Source organism: Kitasatospora sp. NPDC004615 (assembly GCF_042873545.1).
In the GTDB taxonomy this organism is placed as follows: Bacteria; Actinomycetota; Actinomycetes; order Streptomycetales; family Streptomycetaceae; genus Kitasatospora.
Genome location: NZ_JBIALQ010000009.1, coordinates 109,536 through 126,976, shown reverse-complemented (window position 1 = coordinate 126,976; position 17,441 = coordinate 109,536). Strand labels below are relative to the sequence as shown.

General features: G+C 73.4%; 20 protein-coding genes. 16 read left to right on the top strand and 4 right to left on the bottom strand.

From position 1 onward, the window contains the following. Positions 1-77: 77 nt before the first annotated feature. Genes ACFYS8_RS28720 through ACFYS8_RS28710 form a run of 3 tightly spaced genes read left to right on the top strand, consistent with a single transcriptional unit; the run spans position 78 to position 1,948 of the window. Positions 78-977: an ABC transporter ATP-binding protein gene (locus ACFYS8_RS28720; protein ID WP_387646275.1), complete on the top strand. Its 900-nt coding sequence runs from the start codon at positions 78-80 to the stop codon at positions 975-977. Continuing rightward, positions 970-1,722, top strand: a complete 753-nt coding sequence (locus ACFYS8_RS28715; protein WP_387646272.1) for an ABC transporter permease — start codon at positions 970-972, stop codon at positions 1,720-1,722. The genes ACFYS8_RS28720 and ACFYS8_RS28715 overlap by 8 nt, the downstream gene beginning before the upstream one ends. Positions 1,723-1,753: 31 nt before the next feature. Continuing rightward, complete coding sequence (locus ACFYS8_RS28710) at positions 1,754-1,948, top strand: histidine kinase (RefSeq protein ID WP_387646270.1); 195 nt, start codon at positions 1,754-1,756, stop codon at positions 1,946-1,948. An 11-nt stretch (positions 1,949-1,959) separates the two neighbouring features. Here ACFYS8_RS28710 and ACFYS8_RS28705 read toward each other — a convergent pair whose 3' ends face one another. After that, complete coding sequence (locus ACFYS8_RS28705) at positions 1,960-2,640, bottom strand: hypothetical protein (RefSeq protein ID WP_387646267.1); 681 nt, start codon at positions 2,638-2,640, stop codon at positions 1,960-1,962. 249 nt (positions 2,641-2,889) lie between these two features. Between ACFYS8_RS28705 and ACFYS8_RS28700 the strand changes: the two genes are divergently transcribed. Together ACFYS8_RS28700 and glnII are read left to right on the top strand one after the other, a co-directional pair. Beyond that, entirely contained in the window at positions 2,890-3,822 is a 933-nt protein-coding gene (locus tag ACFYS8_RS28700) for an SCO1860 family LAETG-anchored protein (RefSeq protein WP_387646265.1), read from the top strand. Positions 3,823-3,980: 158 nt separating this feature from the next. After that, positions 3,981-5,003, top strand: coding sequence for a glutamine synthetase GlnII (gene glnII / locus ACFYS8_RS28695; protein WP_387646263.1), 1,023 nt, complete (start codon positions 3,981-3,983; stop codon positions 5,001-5,003). Between the two features lie 74 nt (positions 5,004-5,077). On the opposite strand, the gene ACFYS8_RS28690 is transcribed toward glnII, so the two are convergent. Further along, positions 5,078-5,842 carry a GNAT family N-acetyltransferase gene (locus tag ACFYS8_RS28690; protein ID WP_387646260.1) on the bottom strand — a complete coding sequence of 255 codons (765 nt, stop codon included), beginning with the start codon at positions 5,840-5,842 and terminating at the stop codon, positions 5,078-5,080. Between the two features lie 87 nt (positions 5,843-5,929). On the opposite strand from ACFYS8_RS28690, the gene ACFYS8_RS28685 reads away from it, so the two are divergent. The 5 genes from ACFYS8_RS28685 (at position 5,930) to ACFYS8_RS28665 (ending at position 10,157) form a co-directional block, all read left to right on the top strand. Then, a complete protein-coding gene (locus ACFYS8_RS28685) occupies positions 5,930-6,874 on the top strand; it encodes a MerR family transcriptional regulator (protein ID WP_387646257.1) in 945 nt (314 codons plus the stop codon). A gap of 79 nt (positions 6,875-6,953) precedes the next feature. After that, positions 6,954-8,117, top strand: coding sequence for a M48 family metallopeptidase (locus ACFYS8_RS28680; protein ID WP_387646256.1), 1,164 nt, complete (start codon positions 6,954-6,956; stop codon positions 8,115-8,117). 99 nt (positions 8,118-8,216) lie between these two features. After that, positions 8,217-8,750 carry a hypothetical protein gene (locus ACFYS8_RS28675; protein ID WP_387646253.1) on the top strand — a complete coding sequence of 178 codons (534 nt, stop codon included), beginning with the start codon at positions 8,217-8,219 and terminating at the stop codon, positions 8,748-8,750. A 94-nt stretch (positions 8,751-8,844) separates the two neighbouring features. Next, entirely contained in the window at positions 8,845-9,384 is a 540-nt protein-coding gene (locus ACFYS8_RS28670) for a hypothetical protein (protein WP_387646251.1), read from the top strand. Beyond that, entirely contained in the window at positions 9,381-10,157 is a 777-nt protein-coding gene (locus ACFYS8_RS28665; RefSeq protein WP_387646246.1) for an MOSC domain-containing protein, read from the top strand. Before ACFYS8_RS28670 ends, ACFYS8_RS28665 begins: the two co-directional genes overlap by 4 nt. Before the next feature lie 3 nt (positions 10,158-10,160). On the opposite strand, the gene cobC is transcribed toward ACFYS8_RS28665, so the two are convergent. Further along, positions 10,161-11,201 (bottom strand): Rv2231c family pyridoxal phosphate-dependent protein CobC, encoded by a 1,041-nt coding sequence (gene cobC / locus ACFYS8_RS28660; RefSeq protein ID WP_387646244.1) that lies wholly within the window; start codon positions 11,199-11,201, stop codon positions 10,161-10,163. Further along, positions 11,198-11,596: a cobalamin biosynthesis protein gene (locus ACFYS8_RS28655; RefSeq protein WP_387646241.1), complete on the bottom strand. Its 399-nt coding sequence runs from the start codon at positions 11,594-11,596 to the stop codon at positions 11,198-11,200. Before ACFYS8_RS28655 ends, cobC begins: the two co-directional genes overlap by 4 nt. Positions 11,597-11,960: 364 nt before the next feature. Here ACFYS8_RS28655 and ACFYS8_RS28650 point away from each other — a divergent pair, with 364 nt between their 5' ends. The 6 genes from ACFYS8_RS28650 (at position 11,961) to ACFYS8_RS28625 (ending at position 17,360) form a co-directional block, all read left to right on the top strand. Further along, a complete protein-coding gene (locus tag ACFYS8_RS28650; protein ID WP_387646238.1) occupies positions 11,961-12,851 on the top strand; it encodes an alkaline phosphatase family protein in 891 nt (296 codons plus the stop codon). A 6-nt stretch (positions 12,852-12,857) separates the two neighbouring features. Next, a complete protein-coding gene (locus tag ACFYS8_RS28645) occupies positions 12,858-14,150 on the top strand; it encodes an MFS transporter (RefSeq protein ID WP_387646235.1) in 1,293 nt (430 codons plus the stop codon). Next, positions 14,147-15,229, top strand: a complete 1,083-nt coding sequence (locus ACFYS8_RS28640; RefSeq protein ID WP_387646232.1) for a TolB family protein — start codon at positions 14,147-14,149, stop codon at positions 15,227-15,229. The genes ACFYS8_RS28645 and ACFYS8_RS28640 overlap by 4 nt, the downstream gene beginning before the upstream one ends. Before the next feature lie 56 nt (positions 15,230-15,285). Next, positions 15,286-15,918: a hypothetical protein gene (locus ACFYS8_RS28635; RefSeq protein WP_387646229.1), complete on the top strand. Its 633-nt coding sequence runs from the start codon at positions 15,286-15,288 to the stop codon at positions 15,916-15,918. A gap of 146 nt (positions 15,919-16,064) precedes the next feature. Beyond that, positions 16,065-16,694 (top strand): DUF3592 domain-containing protein, encoded by a 630-nt coding sequence (locus ACFYS8_RS28630; RefSeq protein ID WP_387646227.1) that lies wholly within the window; start codon positions 16,065-16,067, stop codon positions 16,692-16,694. 66 nt (positions 16,695-16,760) lie between these two features. After that, complete coding sequence (locus ACFYS8_RS28625; RefSeq protein ID WP_387646225.1) at positions 16,761-17,360, top strand: hypothetical protein; 600 nt, start codon at positions 16,761-16,763, stop codon at positions 17,358-17,360. Positions 17,361-17,441 lie beyond the last annotated feature (81 nt).

Here is a 17,441-nt window from a genome sequence, read left to right as displayed (position 1 = left end):
CGGGCGGCGGCCCGGCGCGGGCGGGACCGGACCGTGGCCCGATGTGGCGCCGGCGTGGCCCGCCGAGACTGGACGGCGTGATCGACGTCAACGACCTGACCAAGCGGTACGGCCCGCACACCGCCCTGGAGGGGCTGACCTTCGCCGCCCGGCCCGGTGCCGTGACCGGGTTCCTCGGCCCGAACGGCGCCGGGAAGACCACCACCATGCGAATGATCCTCGGCCTGACCCGCCCGGACGGCGGCAGCGCCCTGATCAACGGCCTGCCCTACCGTCAACTGCCCTTCCCAGCACGGCAGGTGGGCGCCCTGCTGGAGGGCGGCGGCGCGCACCGCGGCCTCACCGCCCGCGACCACCTGCGCTGGCTGGCCCGGAGCAACGGCATCGCGCCCGAACGGGTCGGCCGGATGCTCGACCTGACGGGCCTCGGCGCGGCGGCCGGCAAGCGGGTCGGAGCACTGTCCCTCGGCATGTCCCAGCGCCTGGGGCTGGCCGCGGCGCTGCTCGGCGACCCGCCGGTGCTGGTGCTGGACGAGCCGGTCAACGGCCTCGACGCGGAAGGCATCCGCTGGCTGCGGGAGTTGCTGCGGACGATGGCCGCCGAGGGGCGCACCGTGTTCGTGTCCAGCCACCTGATGGCGGAGATGTCGATGGTCGCGGACCGGCTGGTCGTGGTCGATCGCGGCCGACTGGTCGCGGACGCCACGCTGGAGGAGTTCCTGGCCCGGCACGCCCGCGCCCACGTTCAGGTCCGAACCCCCGAACCGGCGCTTCTGGCAGCCGAGTTGCAGCGGGCCGGCGCCACCGTGCAATGCGCTGCGGACAGCAGCCTTCAGGTCACCGGGTTGCCCGCGGCCGAGATCGGCCGACTGGCCGCCGCCCGCGGCCTGCCGCTCGACGAACTGGCCACCCGGACCGACTCGTTGGAGGAAACCTTCCTCGCCCTGCTCGCCGAGAGGAACACCGCCCGTGCCTGAGACCCTGGCCGCCCTGCGGGGCGAACTCGTCAAGCTGCGCAGGGTGCGCGGCACCTTCCTCTCCCTGCTCCTGTTCGCCCCCGTCAGCCTGGCGATCGGCGCCCTCGACGGCGCCTCCGCCCGCTCCGCGCTGGAGTCGCACAGCCCGCTGCTGCGCGCCGACTTCACCCCGGAGCAGACCGGCCTGGACGGCATCGGGTACGGGCAGCTCGCCCTGATCGTCTTCGCGGTGCTGGCGGTGGCCGGCGAGTACGGCTCGGGCATGCTGCGGACCTCGCTGCTGGCGGTGCCCGACCGGGGCCGGCTCTACCTGGCGAAGACCGTCGCGACGGCCCTGGCGGCCCTCGCGGTCGGCGCCCCCGTGACGGTGGCCGGGTACCTGGTCACCCAGTACGCGCTCGGCCCGCACGGTGCGGGCCCGGGCGCCGACGGCGTCCCCGCCGCGCTGGTCGGCGCGGTCGGCTACCTGGTGCTGATGAGCCTGTTCGCGGCCGGCCTCGCCGCGGCGGCGCGCAATGCCGTCGTGCCGCTGGTCGTCCTGCTGCCCATGGTGCTGGCCGGCTCGCACCTGCTGTCGCTGCTCGGCGCGACCAGGGAGCTCGCCCGCTACCTGCCGGACCGGGCCGGGGCGGAACTGCTCACGGTCGGCTCCCACGACCAGCTCCGGGGCCTGCTGGTGCTGCTGGCCTGGACGGTCGCGGCGCTGGCCCTCGGCCTGCTGCGGCTGCGGCGCTGGGACGGCTGACGGGTCACCAGTTGTCGGTGGTGCCGAGGGCATGCGCCGGACCATCGAGCAGGCCGGGGCGCGGGCCGGGCGCGAGGAGCGGCTGCGGATCGCCCGGGAGATCCACGACGTGGTCACCCGCAGCGTGGGCCTGATCGCCGTCAAGGCGGGCATCGCCAACCACGTCTCCGCCACCCGTCCCGCGCTGGCGCTCGGCCTGCTGCGGCTGCGGCGCTGGGACGGTTGAGGGGTGGCGGGTCACCACTTGGAGGTGGTGCCGAGGGTGACGGTGGCGCCGGTGTCGGTGCCGGCCACGAAGACGCACACCTGGTAGGCGTCGAGCAGCGAGCCGTGGGTCCGGCAGGCCGACCAGCCGCCGCGGCTGTCGGTGGCGAGCGGCCAGCCGGAGGCCGTCAGGTGGCCGCGGACCTGGTCGAGGACCTGGCCGGCGTTCTGGCCGGAGGTGCCGCCCACGTCCAGGCCGTGCTCGCAGAAGTCCGCGGATCCGCTGCCGCAGCCGGAGCGCTCGGAGGTGATCAGGAGCCCGGCGGGCAGCGGGGCCAGCTCCGAGGCGGCCGGGATCTCGGCGGGACGCCCGTTGTCGTGCAGGAACGAGCCGAACAGCCAGCTCGCCGCCCCCATCAGCAGCGCGCAGCCCACCATCAGCGCGGCCGCGAACCCCCGGCGGTCGCCGCTCTCGCCCTTGTGCACGGGCCACACCAGGGCCAGACCCACCAGCGGCACCACGGCCAGGACGCACCCGGCGCCCACCAGGCCCGTCCAACGCACCTGCTGGGGAAGCCAGTTCAGCATTCCGGCCGCTGCTGTCAGCGTCGCCGCCGCGAGCACTGCCGCGATCACCGGCCTGACCCACCCCTTCGGTGCCGCGAGCAGCCAACAGCCCAGCGGTACCGCCAAGATGATGATTCCCACCGTCATGGTTGGTCACTCTGCCCTGCGACCCGCCCCGCTGGGAAGGCTCCGATGCGTGCCGGAATCTCTCCGGAAACGGTCAGTCCGGATCGTCAACCTCACTCGAAGGAGTGAACTGACGCTCCGTGTTGCTGGGGTGACGCACGGTTCGAGAAGACTGGCGGCAGTCGAGAGCGCGAGCCCCCTCCCCGTGCCGGTGTGCCGGGTGAGGTCGCGGGTGCGCTCTGCCGTTCACCATGTGTGGGGGTTCCTGTCATGTCTGTTCTGCGCACGGTTGCCGTGTCCACCCTGGCCGTGTCCGCGCTCGCGCTCGCGTTGCCGCTGCCGGCCTACGCGGCCGACGGCAGTACGCCGGCCAAGCCCGGGAAGGCGAGTGCCGTGACGGCCGAACTCGCCCTGAACGTCGAGCTGTTGAACGCGGTGAAGGTGCCGGTCGAGGTGGCCCTGAACAAGGTGGAGTCGCCGGCCCAGCGGGACGGGGCGATGCTCACCGCCGCGGTCGACGGCGTGGACAACGGAAAGCCGGTGAACCTGGTGAAGGCCCAGGTCGGCAAGTCCGTGACCAAGGTGGACGACAAGCTGGCCACCGCCTCGGTGCAGCTGGTCGGCGCGGACGTGCACGTCCCCGGTCTGCCGCTGACCACGCTGCTCGGGCTGGACGCGATGAGCGCCGAGGTGACCTGCCCGGTGGACGGCCAGCCGACCGCCAAGGTGACCGCCCCGGTGAAGCTGACGGTGCTCGGGAAGTCGGTGACGGTGGGCCTCAACTCGCCCACCCACGTGGACGTTCCGGCGATCGGTTCGGTGGACGTCGAGTTCTCCAAGAAGACCGTCACCAGCAGCACCGCCGCCGCCTCCGCGCTGGAGGTGCAGGTGTCGATCAACCCGCTGAACCTGAACGTCGCCAAGGTGGACGGCAAGGTCACGGTCGCCGGGGTGTCCTGCGAGAAGCCGGTGGCGGCCGTCACGCCCGCCGCCGCCACCTCCGGCGCGCCGAGCCCGTCCGGCTCCGCGGCCGGGACCGCGCAGAACCGTACGGCGCCGAAGGAGGCCGGTGAGGAGCTGGCGTACACCGGCTCGACCGGCACCACCGCGATGGCCGCCGCCGGCGTCACCCTGCTGGTCGCCGGCGGGGCCGCGGTCTGGATGACCCGCCGCAAGCGCGCCGCGCACGCCCGCCAGCGCTGAACCCCGGCGGTGTGCTCACGCTCCGGCGCCTCTCGGAGGGTGAGCACACCGCTGCGGTCCGTTGGTTCACATGGGCGTTACATAGGAGGAACAACCGGGAAACGGCGGCTTGCGAGGCTACGCAGGCACCCACCACCCGAGCAGTGAGGTTCACCGCGATGGCAATCAAGGCCGAGTACATCTGGATCGACGGCACCAAGCCGACTGCGAAGCTGCGCTCCAAGACTCGGGTCCTGCCGAACGCGGACAAGATCCCCACCTGGGGCTTCGACGGCTCCTCCACCAACCAGGCCGAGGGCCACGCCTCGGACCGCGTGCTCGACCCGGTGCGCGTCGTCCCGGACCCGATCCGCGGCGGCGACAACATCCTGGTGCTGTGCGAGGTGCTGGAGACCAACGGCACCGCCCACGCCTCCAACAACCGCGCCCTGCTGCGCGAGGTCGCCGAGAAGTACGCCGCCCAGGAGTCGATCTTCGGCATCGAGCAGGAGTACACCTTCTTCAAGGGCTCCCGCCCGCTCGGCTTCCCCGAGGGCGGTTACCCGGCCCCGCAGGGCGGCTACTACTGCGGCGTGGGTGCCGAGGAGGTCTTCGGCCGCGAGATCGTCGAGCTGCACCTCGACCGCTGCATCGACGCCGGCCTGGCGATCTGCGGCATCAACGCCGAGGTCATGCCCGGCCAGTGGGAGTTCCAGATCGGCCCGGTCGACGCGCTGACCGTCTCCGACGACATGTGGATCGCCCGCTACCTGCTCTACCGCACCGCCGAGGAGTTCGGCATCGACGCCACCCTGGACGCCAAGCCGGCCCGTGGCGACTGGAACGGCGCGGGTGCGCACACCAACTTCTCCACCAAGGCGATGCGCGAGGGCTACGACGCCATCATCACCGCCTGCGAGTCGCTCGGCGCCTCCCAGGAGAAGGTGCTGGAGCACGTCAACCAGTACGGTGACGACATCCAGTCCCGCCTGACCGGCAAGCACGAGACCGCCCCGTGGAACGTCTACTCGTACGGCGTCTCCGACCGCGGCGCGTCGGTCCGCATCCCGTGGCAGGTCGAGGTGGAGCAGAAGGGCTACATCGAGGACCGCCGCCCGAACGCGAACGTCGACCCGTACGTGGTCACCCGCCTGATGATCAACACCTGCTGCGAGGCCCTGGAGAAGGCCGGCCAGGTCTGATCCGCCACGCGTCACGCAACGGCGCCCGCTGAACCCTTGCTCGGGGGTTCGGCGGGCGCCGTCGTGTTTTTCGGTCACATCTTGACGAAGCCGTGGGTGCGGCCCACCGGCACGAATCCGCGCCGGGCGTACCACGCCTGCGGCCAGTCCTCGGCGTCCGCGACCAGGAAGCGCAGGCCGTCTGGGGCCTGCTCGGCGGCCAGGTGCAGGGCGGTGGTCAGCACCCGGTCCGCGAGGCCGCGGCGCTGATGGTGCTCCGCCGTCGCCAGATCCTCGACCTGCGCGGTGCCCGCCGCGTCCTGGTACAGGTCCGCCCAGGAGCCGAACTCGCCGTCCTCGTCCTGCGCGGCCAGGGTCAGCACCCGCTCCGCGCCGGCCTCGCGGGCCGTGCGCCGCGACACCAGCTGCGCGATCGAATCGTCCGGGGCCGACGGCAGCCAGCAGCGCCACTGGCGCTCCAGCATCGGCGCCAGCTCCGCCAGTTCGACCTGTTCGGCGCCGCCGGGAGCGGGCACCGGGCCCTGGTGGACCATCACCAGCTCGACCTCGTGCCGGTACCCCGCCGCGACCAGGCCCGGGGCCAGCGCCTGCGCGGACGCGTCGTCGAACACCGCGATCCGCCGGTGCTCCAGGTGCCCGAGCACCTCCTCGGCCAGGCCCGCCGCGTCCACCCCGCTCGGCGGGGCGTCCAGGATCAGCTGGTTGTGCTCGTGCGAGTACCGGTATCGCTCGCTCAACACCGCGAACCCGCCCGGCAGTTCGGTTACTTCGTCGGCCTGCCGGCGGGCGAACCCGCGACGGAAGTCCAGTGCAGTCCGCAGACTCTCTTCGCCCACCATCGGGCCATCGTAGGCCGGACCGCCCGTTCCGGCCGACGGGATATTCGGCTTGAGTCTCCTGTGGGGGGAGACCGCAGAGTTGGGGTCATGGACGGCGAGGAGCTCGTGACGATCGGGGCACTGGCGCGGCGGTGCGGGCTGACGGTGAAGACCATCAGGTTCTACTCGGACATCGGGCTGGTGCCGTCCACCGACCGCAGCGCGGCCGGGTACCGGCGGTACGGGGCGCGGGCCGTGGCGAGGCTCGAACTGGTCCGCACACTGCGCGAGTTGGGGCTCGACCTGGGCACGATCCGCCGGGTGCTGGACCGGGAGACCACGGTCGGCGAGGTGGCGCGGGCCCACGCCGACGCCCTGGACGTGCAGATCCGCGCCCTGCGACTGCGCCGGGCCGTGCTCCGCGCGGTCGCCGAACAGGGAAGCGAAGGAGAGGAGATCGCGTTGATGCACCGACTGGCGAGGCTGCCCGACGAGGAACGCCGCCGCATGATCGAGGAGTTCGTCGACGACACGTTCGGCGCGGTGGACGCCAACCCCGAACTGGTGGAACTGCTCCGGACGGCGGTGCCTGAGCTGCCGGAAGAACCCAGCGCCGCGCAGGTGACCGCGTGGGTGGAGCTCGCCGAACTGACCCGGGACGAGGAGTTCCGCGCCTCGCTGCGGCGGATGGCCGCCTACCAGGCCACGGAACGCGCCGCCGGCGACACCACCGGGCTGCACCACGAGCTGACCGAGCACGTCCGGGAGGCGGTCGGCGCGGCGCTGGAGTCCGGCGTCGAACCGGGCTCGGCGCAGGCCGCGCGGGTGGTGGCCGGGCTGACGGCCCGCTACGCGGAGGTTTTCGAACGGCCGGACGACGCCGCGCTGCGGACCTGGCTGCTTACCAGGCTGGAGGTGGCGGGCGACCCCCGGGTCGAGCGCTACTGGGAGCTGCTCGCCCGGATCAACGGTTGGCCGGTGCCGCCGCCGCTGACGCCCGTGTTCGGGTGGCTCGCGGCGGCGCTGGCGGCGCTGGCGGCGCCGGCGGCCTGACGGTCGGCCGGGCCGCTCGGCGGGTGGCAGGCGCCGGGCGCAGGGGTCCGACGGCGCGCCCGGTCACTACGCTGGGGGCATGGCCGACACACCGACCCCCGTTCCGTCCGGTGACTTCACCCCGCAGGAGGTGGCTCGCGGCCGGGCGTTGCGGCGGGCGCAGCTGCCGTGGGCGCTCGGCGGGCAGCTCGCCTCGCTGGCGCTGTCGGCCGTGCTCGGGTTCACGGCGGCCGGGGCGGGGCTGGTGACGGCGGTCGGCGGCTGGTTCGGTGGCAGCTGGGCGGCCGAGGTGCTCGGCGGGAGCGCCGCGCTGGTGCTGCTCGGACGGGCCGTGACGCTGCCGTTCTCGGCCAAGGTCCGTACCGCCCGCGCCGGTTTCGGCCTGGTCACCCAGGGCTGGAAGGGCTGGGCGGTGGACGCGGCGCGCGGGACGGCGGTGACGCTGGCACTGTTCCTGCCGCTTGCGCTCGGCCTGTACGCGCTGATCGGGCACTCGCCGACGGGCTGGTGGGTACCGGGCGCGCTGGCCGCGGCGCTGCTGACGGTGGCGATGTCGTTCCTGCACCCGCTGGTGTTCGAGCCGCTGTTCAACCGTTTCTCCCCGATGCCGGACGGCGAACTGCGCACCGCTCTGCTGGAGTTGGCCCACCGCGACGCCATCGCGGTGCGCGACGTGCTGGTCGCCGACGCGTCCCGCCGCACCACCGCGCTGAACGCGTACGTGTCCGGCTTCGGCCCGACCCGGCGGATCGTGGTCTACGACACCCTGCTGGAGACCGCCGAGGCACGCGAGGTCGAACTCGTCGCCGCGCATGAACTCGGCCACGTCAAGCACCGCGACGTCGCCACCGGCACCGTGCTCGGTGCGCTCGGCGCGGCCGTCGTGGTGCCGGTGCTGGCCGCGCTGCTGGCCTGGCAGCCCCTGCTGGACGCGGCGGGCGCCGCCACCCCGCAGGACCCGCGTTCGCTGCCCCTGTTCGCGGCCCTCGCCGCCCTGCTCGGCGCGCTCAGCCTCCCCGCCCAGTGCGCGGTCAGCCGCCGGATCGAGACCCGCGCCGACCGCCACGCCCTTGAACTCACCGGCGACACCGAGCAGTTCATCGCCATGCAACGCCGCCTCGCGGTCGCCAACGTCTCCGACCCCAACCCGCCACGCGCCCTGGAACTCCTCCTCGCCACCCACCCCAGCGCCACCCGCCGCATCGCCGCCGCCCGCAACTGGCAGGCGGAGCAGCATTCCTGACTGCGGGTGCCCTGGGACCCGGCCCTCTTGGTCCGAAGCGGTGGTCGGACGGCCCGGGTGCGGGAGAGAATCCGGCACGGGCCGACCGAGGGGGAGCACATGACAGACCGTCCGCTGCTGATGCTGGATGTCGACGGGCCGATCGCCCCGTTCGACCGCTTCTTCCGCCCCTGGGGCTACCGGACGCACCGGGTGCCGTCGCAGACCTGGCGGCAGCGGCAGCTCGACAAGGGCGTGACCGACCCGAAGCCCTTGCGGGTCTGGCTGAACCCCGCCCACGGTCCGTCCCTGCTCGCCCTGCCGTACGACCTGGTGTGGGCCACCGCCTGGCAGGCGGAGGCGGACGAGCACCTGGCGCCGCTCCTCGGCCTGCCGCAACTGCCCTACGTGAGCTGGGAGTCGATGCACCACAAGGACCCCGACGGCCTGCACTGGAAGACCCGGCAACTGGTCTGCTGGGCCGACCAGCGGCCTTTCGTCTGGGTCGATGACGAGATCGGACCCCAGGACACCGAGTGGATCGCCGCCAATCACCCCGGCGAGGCACTGACGATGAAGATCGACCACCGGTCCGGGCTGCGGCCCGAGCACTTCGCCCGACTCACCGCCTGGGCCGGGGAGCTCGGCCGCTGAAGGTCGCCGGGCCGTGCCGCCCCAAGGGCAAAAGCGCTGGCCGGAGGGTGTGCGGGTGGGGGAGAATCCGGCATCGGCCGCCGAGGAGGAACGCATGACGGACCGTCCCTTGTTGATGCTGGACGTCGACGGACCGATCGCGCCGTACGTCGGGAGTCCGTACCGGCGGCCCGAGGGGTACCTGACGCACCGGGTGGAGTCGCAGTCCTGGCGGCAGCGGCAGCGCGAGATGGGCGTGCGCAATCCGAAGCCGCTGCGGGTGTGGTTGCATCCCGGCCACGGCCCGTCCCTGTTGGCGCTGCCGTACCGCCTGGTGTGGGCGACCACGTGGCGGGCGGAGGCGAACGAGCACCTGTCGCCGCTGCTCGGGCTGCCGCAACTGCCGTACGTCGACTGGGAGTCGATGCACCGCGGCGATCCGGACGGCTTGCACTGGAAGACCCGGCAGTTGGTGGCCTGGGCGGCGGGGCGGCCGTTCGCCTGGGTGGACGACGAGATCGAGCCACAGGACGCGGCGTGGATCGCCGACCGTCATCCCGGGCCGGCCCTCACCCTGAAGATCGATCACCGGTACGGGCTGCGGCCCGAGGACTTCGTACAACTCACCGACTGGGCCGAGGAGATCACCCGTTGAAGGTCGCCGCGCTGTACCGCCACCCCGTGAAGTCGATGCTCGGCGAGGAGATCGTCCGGGCCCGGATCGACGAACGCGGCATCGAGGGCGACCGCCGCCGCGCCCTGCTGGACGTCACCACCGGCCGGATCGCCAGCGCCAAACAGCCGCGTGCCTGGCGGCAGTTGCTGACGATGAGTGCCGAGACCAAGGACGACGGGGTACGGATCACCGGCCCCGACGGCGGCGAGCTGGACGAGGCCGGGATCAGCGCGCTGCTGGGCCGCCCCGTCCGGCTGATCACCGAGCGGCCGGCCGGCTCCGTGCTGCTGCGCTCGGTGCCCGAGCAGGTGCTGGCGGACGGTATCGAGGCCGAAGTGGAGTACACCGTCCAGGACTTCGGCAAGGCCGCCGCCCCCGGCAGCTTCTTCGACTTCGCGCCGCTGCACCTGATCACCACCGCCAGCCTGGCGGGCACGCCGGCGGTCCGTTACCGGCCCAATCTGGTCCTGGAGACGGACGGGGAGCCGTTCGACGAGAACGCCTGGGTCGGCCGCGAGCTCACCGTCGGCCCGGACCTGCGGCTGCGGCTGATCGCCGCCAGCCCGCGCTGCGCCGTCCCGACCCTCGCGCACGGCGAGCTGCCCGCCGACCCGGAGGCGCTGCGTCGCCCGGCCCGGCTGAACCGGGTCGAACCGCTGCCCGGCATGGGCCCGTTGCCGTGCCTGGGGGTGTACGCGCAGGTGCTCACCCCGGGCACCGTGGAGGTCGGCGACCGGGTGGAGGTGCACTGACCGTCAGCGGGAGATCGCGGCCGCCAGGGCGGTGAGGAAGCGGTCGGTGGTGTCCCGGTCGCGGACGGCCAGGCGCAGCCAGTCGGGGCCGAGGCCGGGGAAGGTGTCGCCGCGGCGGACGGCGAAGCCGGCGGTGCGCAGGCGGTCGCGGACGGCGGCGGCGTCCGGGAGCTGGATGAGGACGAAGGAGGCGGCGGGGTCGCCGTGCACCCGGACGTCCGGGAGTGCGGCGAGGCCCTTCAGCAGGTGCTCGCGGTCCAGGGCGGTGGCGCGGGCGGCGGCGTCGGCCTCGGCGAGGGCGGCGGGGGCGGAGCAGAGTTCGGCGGCGGCGAGCGCGGGCGTGGAGACCGGCCACAGCGGCTGGGCGGCGGCGAGTTCCGTGACCAGGTCGGCGGGGGCGAGCAGGTAGCCGATTCGCAGGCCGGCCAGGCCCCAGGTCTTGGTGAGGCTGCGCAGCACCACCACCCGGCCGGGCAGGCCGCGGGCCCCGGCGAGGGTCTGGGTCTCGCCCGGGTCGGTGTCCATGAACGCCTCGTCGAGCACCAGGGTCCGCCCGGGCCGGGCGAGTTCGGCCAGGTCGGTGGCCGGGTGCAGGATGGAGGTGGGGTTGGTGGGGTTGCCGATCACCACCAGGTCGGCGTCCTCGGGAACGGCCCCGGGCAGCAGGCGGAAGCCCTGCTTCGGCGTGAGGAGGACGCGGTGGACGGTGTGCCCGGCGTCCCGCAGCGCCGCCTCCGGTTCGGTGAACTGCGGGTGCACCACCACCGCGTGGCGCGGCCGCAGCACCCGGGCGAGCAGCACGAACGCCTCTGCCGCGCCGGAAGTGAGCAGCACCTCGGCGACGGGGCGGCCGTGCCGGGCGGCGACGGCGGAGCGGGCCGCGGTGCCGTCCGGGTAGGCGGCCAGGGTGTCGAGGGTGGCGGCGAGGTGCGCGCGCAGCCAGGGCGGCGGGGTGCCGGTGCGGACGTTCACCGCGAGGTCGACCAGGCCGGCGGAGCGGACTTCGGCGTCGCCGTGATGGCGCAGATCGGGCTCGGTGTTCACCTGGTGGCCTCCTGGGCGGGTACGGCGAGGGCCGCGGTGGCGGTCGCGGTCGCGGTGCGCGGCGCGAGCAGGCGGCCGCCGGGCCCGGCCGAGGTCAGCGCGGCGGCCTCCGCGACGCTCGGGGTGCCGACCGCGGCGGCCACCCGGGCGGAGCCGGTCACCGGGACGGCGGCCAGCGCGGCGGCCGGGTGGCCGACCACGGGGACGTCCAACTCCCTTGCGGCGGCGCACAGTCCGGGCTCGGCGAGCTTGCTCTCCAAGGTGGCGACCAGGGCGACGGCAGAGCGGTCGAGGCCGCAGGCGGCGAGCGCCGCGTCGGCGGTGCGGAGCAGTTCGGCGGCGGGGGTGCCGCGGCGCAGCCCGAGCCCGAGTACGACACGGGGAGTGGCTGTCACGCCCGGCCCTCCCGTTGCTCGTTCACCTGCTCGTTCACCTGCTTGTTCACCGCGCCGGTCGTGCGCGCCGGGCCGGAAAGATCCCACCATGTCGGTCCGAGGCGGGTCAATCGGGACAGGTGTGAGCCGCGCCGCTTCTCCGCTGGCCGAAAAGTGCCCGTGCGGGCTTGTGGGCCGACCAAGCGTTCGCTTGTTCTTAACCTGTCAAAAGGCGTGCCGGTCACCGCTCACCCCTAGCGTTTCCGGCGCTCCAAGCTCCAAGCTCCGAGCTCCGAGCTCCGAGCTCCGAGCTCCAACGCGTGTTCCACCAAGCGTGCTCCAACAGCCCTGTCCCGCACGTTCCTTGCCCCGGAGGGACCTCGCCATGACTGCCGCACCGCTCAGCCGCCGCACCAAGCGCCGCCTGACCGCGATCGGAAGCACCGTCGCCCTGGCCGCCGCCTCGCTCGGCCTGTGGGCCGCCACCGGATCCACCGCGCAGGCCGCCGCGCTGCCCGCGCCCGACCACGTCATCGTGGTGGTGATGGAGAACCACGCCTACAGCCAGGTGATCGGCAGCTCCAGCGCCCCGTACCTGAACGGCACGCTGGTGGCCGGCGGCGCCAACCTCACCCAGTCCTACGGCCTGACCCACCCGTCCGAGCCGAACTACTACATGCTGTTCTCCGGCTCCAACCAGGGCCGCACCGACGACAGTTGCGTCAAGGTCGGCTCGATGACCGCGCCCAACCTGGCCTCCGAGCTGATCGCCGCCGGAAAGAGCTGGGGCTCCTACAACGAGACCCTGCCCAGCCAGGGCTCCACGGTCTGCTCCAGCGGCAAGTACGCGCAGAAGCACAACCCGTGGTTCGGCTTCTCCAACGTGCCGACCAACACCGCCTACACGTTCGCCCAGTTCCCCACCGACTACACCACGCTGCCGAAGGTCTCCTTCGTGGTGCCGAACTTGTGCAGCGACATGCACGACTGCTCGGTCTCCACCGGCGACACCTGGATCAAGAACAACCTCAGCGCGTACGCCACCTGGGCGCAGACCCACAACAGCCTGCTGGTGGTCACCTTCGACGAGGACAACAGCCTGTCCGGCAACCGCATCCCCACCGTGGTCTACGGCCAGCACGTCATCCCCGGCTCCACCAGCGCCACCACCTACAACCACTACAACGTGCTGCGCACCCTGGAGGACCTGGCCGGCCTGAGCGCCCACGCGGGCAACGCCGCCTCCGCCTCCGACATCACCGGCATCTGGAACTGACGCCGGATGTACCTCGCGGACGCCCGCTCCACCAAGACGGCCGCCGCCCCGGGCACCCGCCCGGGGCGGCGCGCCGCCGTCCCCGGCACCGTGCTCGCGCTCGGCGCGGTCAGCCTGGTCACCGACGTCTCCTCCGAGATGGTCAGCGCCGTCCTGCCGCTGTACGTGGTCGCCGCGCTCGGCCTGTCCCCGCTCGGCTTCGGCCTGCTCGACGGCATCAACAACGGCGTCGGCGCGCTGGTCCGGCTGCTCGGCGGCCACCTCGCCGACCGCAGCCCGCGCGGCCACAAGCTCGTCGCCGGGATCGGCTACGGCCTGTCCGCGCTGTGCAAGCCACTGCTGCTGCTCGTCCACACCGTGCCGCTGATCGGCGGCGTCCTCGCCATCGACCGCACCGGCAAGGGGCTGCGCACCGCACCCCGGGACGCGATGATCTCGCTGGCCACCGCGCCCGAGCACCGCGGCCGGGCGTTCGGCGTGCACCGCGCGATGGACACCACCGGCGCACTGCTCGGCCCGCTGCTCGCCTTCGCGGTGCTGCGGATCGCCGACGACCGGGCCGAACGCGCCGGCTACAGCGCGGTGTTCACCGTCTCCGGCTGCGTCGCGGTGCTCGGCGTGCTGCTGCTGGTGCTGTTCGTGCCGGGACGGGCCACCACTGCTGTTGTCGAGTCGGGGGCGCGCCCCACCCTGCGGGACGCGCTCGCGCTGCTGCGACGCCCCGCGCTGCGCCGGCTCACCCTGGCCGCCGTACTGCTCGGCCTCACCACCGTCAGCGACTCCTTCCTGTACCTGCTGCTGCAACGCCGACTCGGCCTGCCCGCCCACCTGTTCCCGCTGCTGCCGCTCGGCACCGCCGCCGTCTTCCTCACCCTCGCCGTCCCGCTCGGCATGATCGCCGACCGGATCGGCCGCCGCACCCTGTTCCTGGCCGGCCACGCCGTGCTGCTCGCCGGGTACGGCGTGGTGCTCTCCCCGCTGCGCGGCGCGAGCGCCGCCGTGCTGGTCCTGCTGCTGCACGGCACCTTCTACGCCGCCACCGACGGGGTGCTCGCCGCCGCCACCGCCGCGACCGTCCCCGACGGGCAGCAGGGCGCCGGGCAGGCCCTGGTCGGCACCGGCCAGGCGCTCGCCCGCTTCGTCTGCTCGCTTGCCTTCGGCGCCGCCTGGACGCTGTGGGGCCCGCGCGCCGCCCTCACCGGCACCGCCCTGGCCCTCGCCGTCGCGGCCGTTGCCGCCACCCGCCTGCTCCGTCCGACCGCCGTTCCCGAACCCCCGTCCGGAGGGCACCTCGCATGACCGCTCCCGTTGCCGTCGACCCGGACTCCGAGGCGCCCGAACCCCCGGTCGGGGACGCCCAGTTGCGGCGGAAGCTGGTGGTGCTGGTGGCCGCCGTGGTGCTGCTCGCCGGCATCGGGACGTTCGCCGTCCGGTACGCCGCCGGCCGGGCGGACCGGCGCAACCAGGAGCAGGCCGGCGGGCCACCAGTGCGCGAGGGGGCGGTGACGCTGGAGTCGGCGGGCCGTCAACTGCTGCTGCGCAACCTGGCCTGGGGCCCGCACCGCGACGAGGTCGCCGCCGTGCCCGCCGACCACCCGGACGGCGCCCGCACCGCGTCCGGTGTGAAATGCCTGCGCTTCCACGCCGCCGCCGGCACCGGCATCTGCCTGCAGGCCGAACACGGCGCGCTCGACGACACCTACCACGCGTCCGTGCTGGACGCCTCGTTGCACGAGATCAAGCGCTTCCCCGCGCCCGGCATCCCCACCCGCGCCCGGGTCTCCCCGTCCGGACACCTGGCCGGCTGGACGGTGTTCGTCAGCGGCGACTCCTACGCGGGCACCGACTTCTCCACCCGCACCGCGATCGTCGACACCCGCAACTGGCAGTTCTACGACAACCTGGAGACCTTCCAGGTACTGAAGGACGGCCACCCCGTCCAGGCGTCCGACCTCAACGTCTGGGGCGTCACCTTCGCCACCGACGACAACCGCTTCTACGCGACGGTCGCCACCGGTGGCCAGACCTACCTGGTCCAGGGCGACCTCGCCGCCCGCACCCTGACCACCCTGCACCAGAACGTCGAATGCCCGTCACTCTCCCCGGACGGCACCCGGGTCGCCTACAAGAAGCGGGTGGCCGGCGCCGACCCGGCCGCGCCCTGGCGGCTGTACGTGCTCGACCTCGCCACCATGACCGAGACCGCGACCGTCGAGCAGCGCAACATCGACGACCAGGCACTCTGGTCCGACGGGCACACGCTGATGTACTCGCTCCCCGGCGACTACGGCTCCGACCTGTGGACCGTCCCCGCCGACGGCACCGGCGCCCCCGCCGTCCTGGTGCGCTCCGCCGTCGCCCCCGCGTATCTCGGCTGACAGCCCGGCCGCGCCGCCGGTAGGGTCCCCGCGTCAAGATCGACACGAAGGACGCGATGAACGAGAAGACCGGTACCGGCCGGCCCTGGCGCGGGTCGCTGTACGCGCTGCTCACCCTGCTCTGCTGCGCGGCGCCGATCGGTGTGCTGACCTACCTGTTCGGCGGCTCGGAGGCCGTCGAGCTGCTGCACGCCGTCACGCCGACCGCGCTGATCCTGGTGGTCGCGCTGAACTACCGCACCCCCCGGGGAGGGGTGGCGGCGTTCGTCGCCGGCGGGCTGGCGCTCTGGCTGAGCTTCGCCGGGATGGCGGCGGTCCGGACCGGGTCACTGGCCGACCACGGGCAGCAGATCACCGTCACCGTCACCGCCGTCCACCCGCGCAACGGCACCCACCTCCCCACCTGCGAGGTGAGCCGACCCGACGGCACCGCCATCCGCCACCCGCTCGACGCCTGCAACCTCCATGTCGGCCGCCAGCTGACGGTGACCGCCGACCCGTCCGACCGGCAGGCCCCGATCTGGGAACCCCTCGACGCGGACACCCCCCTCCACTGGGCGGCGGGCGTCGGCACCGCACTGGTCGCGCTGCTGGTCTCCCTCCCGTTCTGGGCCGGCCGCCGCCGGCAGCGCCCCGGCGGGCCGTCGGAGCCGGTGGCCGCAGGCGGGCCCGCGGACTGGCGGGTGTAGCCGGCCACCGATGCCGGCAGCTGCTCGCGACGGTCATCGGACGTTCGCCGTGGTCACCGCCACCCACCCCCACCAGGGCAAGCGGTGGGCCGGGCACCCCGACTGACGGTGGCTCATGGGCAGGAGTAGCGTCCTTCTTGATCCGAATGATCAATGGGGGGATCGACATGGACGTGAAGTCCGAGGAACACCCGCACCGTTTCTGGGTGCGGTTCGCGCCTGCGACGCTGGTCGCCAACTCTGCTCTGATCTGGCTGATCAGCCAGCACCTCGGCTGGCGCACGGGGACCCTGAAGGGGGCGCTGGCGCTGCTGGCACTGGCCATGGTCCTGGTGATGGCGTTCTCCTACCGCACCGTGGTCGGCCTGGTCGCGGCGCTCGCGTCCGGCGCGCTGGTGGTCCTTCTCGGGTTCGCCGGGGTCGACGCGGCGCAGCACGACGTGCTGGCCCGGGACGGCGAGCGGACGGTCGCCGAGGTCATTGCCGTGGACCCGGGCAAGGGAAGGGGGACGCCGACCTGTGAGTTGCGGGCTGCCGACGGGCGGGACATCTCCGGCCGGATCCACTCGAACGACTACCGGGTCGGTGACCACGTCAGCGTCACCTTCGACCCGGCCGGCCGGGTGGACCCGGTCGAGGGCGCGCCCGACCCGGACGGCGAGGTGCGCTGGGCCGCCGGGCTGGGCGGGGGGCTGGCCCTGCTGGTCCTGTCGCTCCCGCTGTGGGGACGGTTGGGCCCGCGTCTGGAGCGCGACCGGGACGCTGCGGAGGACTGACCGTCCACACCGCGCCAACTGCGAAGTAGCCTCCCCTCGTTCGAACGACGAACGGGGGGAGCGGCGATGAGTGTGAAGCCGGTGCGGCATCCGCACCGTTTCTGGGCGCGGGTCACGCTGCCGACGCTGGCGGGCGGCCTCGCGTTGATCTGGCTGACGGACCGGCAGCTCGGCTGGACGGGGTTCGCCGAGGGGGCGACGATCTTCGTCCTGGCGGCGCTGCTGATGCAGGTGATCGTGTACCCGTACCGCACCAGGGCGGGTGCGGTCGGGGCGGTCCTCGCCCTCGTGCTGCTTCTGGCGATCGGATTCGTCGGCACCGTCGCGTACCGCCAGAGCGTGCTGGCCGAGGACGGCGAGCGGACGCTCGCCGAGGTCACCGCCGTCCACCCGAGCGAGGGCAAGGCGGCCGGGTACTGCCTGCTGCGCACCGCCGAGGGTCGGGACATCGCCAAGCGGCTGAGCCCCTGCGAGGGCCGCAAGGTGGGCGACCACCTCGACGTGACCTACGACCCGGCCAGCCGGCAGGATCCGACCGAGGAGGTGCCCGACCCGTCCGGTGCGGAGCGCTGGGTCGCCGGGCTGAGCGCGGCGCTGGCCCTGCTGGTGCTGTTGCTCCCGCTGTGGGGGCTGCGCGGGCGGAGCCTGGAGGGGCGGAAGCGGTAGCCGATGGCGGGCACCAACAGGTGTCCCGTCCCGGCGTTCGAACGATCGACAGGAATGATGGCTTCGAAGTCGACGGAACAC

Excerpts from the sequence above, each read along its gene's own strand:
- ACFYS8_RS28710 (WP_387646270.1), top strand. The coding sequence starts at position 1,754 with ATGCGCCGGACCATCGAGCAGGCCGGGGCGCGGGCCGGGCGCGAGGAG.
- ACFYS8_RS28705 (WP_387646267.1), bottom strand. The coding sequence starts at position 2,640 with ATGACGGTGGGAATCATCATCTTGGCGGTACCGCTGGGCTGTTGGCTG.
- ACFYS8_RS28700 (WP_387646265.1), top strand. The coding sequence starts at position 2,890 with ATGTCTGTTCTGCGCACGGTTGCCGTGTCCACCCTGGCCGTGTCCGCG.
- glnII (WP_387646263.1), top strand. The coding sequence starts at position 3,981 with ATGGCAATCAAGGCCGAGTACATCTGGATCGACGGCACCAAGCCGACT.
- ACFYS8_RS28690 (WP_387646260.1), bottom strand. The coding sequence starts at position 5,842 with ATGGTGGGCGAAGAGAGTCTGCGGACTGCACTGGACTTCCGTCGCGGG.
- ACFYS8_RS28685 (WP_387646257.1), top strand. The coding sequence starts at position 5,930 with ATGGACGGCGAGGAGCTCGTGACGATCGGGGCACTGGCGCGGCGGTGC.
- ACFYS8_RS28680 (WP_387646256.1), top strand. The coding sequence starts at position 6,954 with ATGGCCGACACACCGACCCCCGTTCCGTCCGGTGACTTCACCCCGCAG.
- ACFYS8_RS28675 (WP_387646253.1), top strand. The coding sequence starts at position 8,217 with ATGACAGACCGTCCGCTGCTGATGCTGGATGTCGACGGGCCGATCGCC.
- ACFYS8_RS28670 (WP_387646251.1), top strand. The coding sequence starts at position 8,845 with ATGACGGACCGTCCCTTGTTGATGCTGGACGTCGACGGACCGATCGCG.
- ACFYS8_RS28650 (WP_387646238.1), top strand. The coding sequence starts at position 11,961 with ATGACTGCCGCACCGCTCAGCCGCCGCACCAAGCGCCGCCTGACCGCG.
- ACFYS8_RS28645 (WP_387646235.1), top strand. The coding sequence starts at position 12,858 with ATGTACCTCGCGGACGCCCGCTCCACCAAGACGGCCGCCGCCCCGGGC.
- ACFYS8_RS28640 (WP_387646232.1), top strand. The coding sequence starts at position 14,147 with ATGACCGCTCCCGTTGCCGTCGACCCGGACTCCGAGGCGCCCGAACCC.
- ACFYS8_RS28635 (WP_387646229.1), top strand. The coding sequence starts at position 15,286 with ATGAACGAGAAGACCGGTACCGGCCGGCCCTGGCGCGGGTCGCTGTAC.
- ACFYS8_RS28630 (WP_387646227.1), top strand. The coding sequence starts at position 16,065 with ATGATCAATGGGGGGATCGACATGGACGTGAAGTCCGAGGAACACCCG.
- ACFYS8_RS28625 (WP_387646225.1), top strand. The coding sequence starts at position 16,761 with ATGAGTGTGAAGCCGGTGCGGCATCCGCACCGTTTCTGGGCGCGGGTC.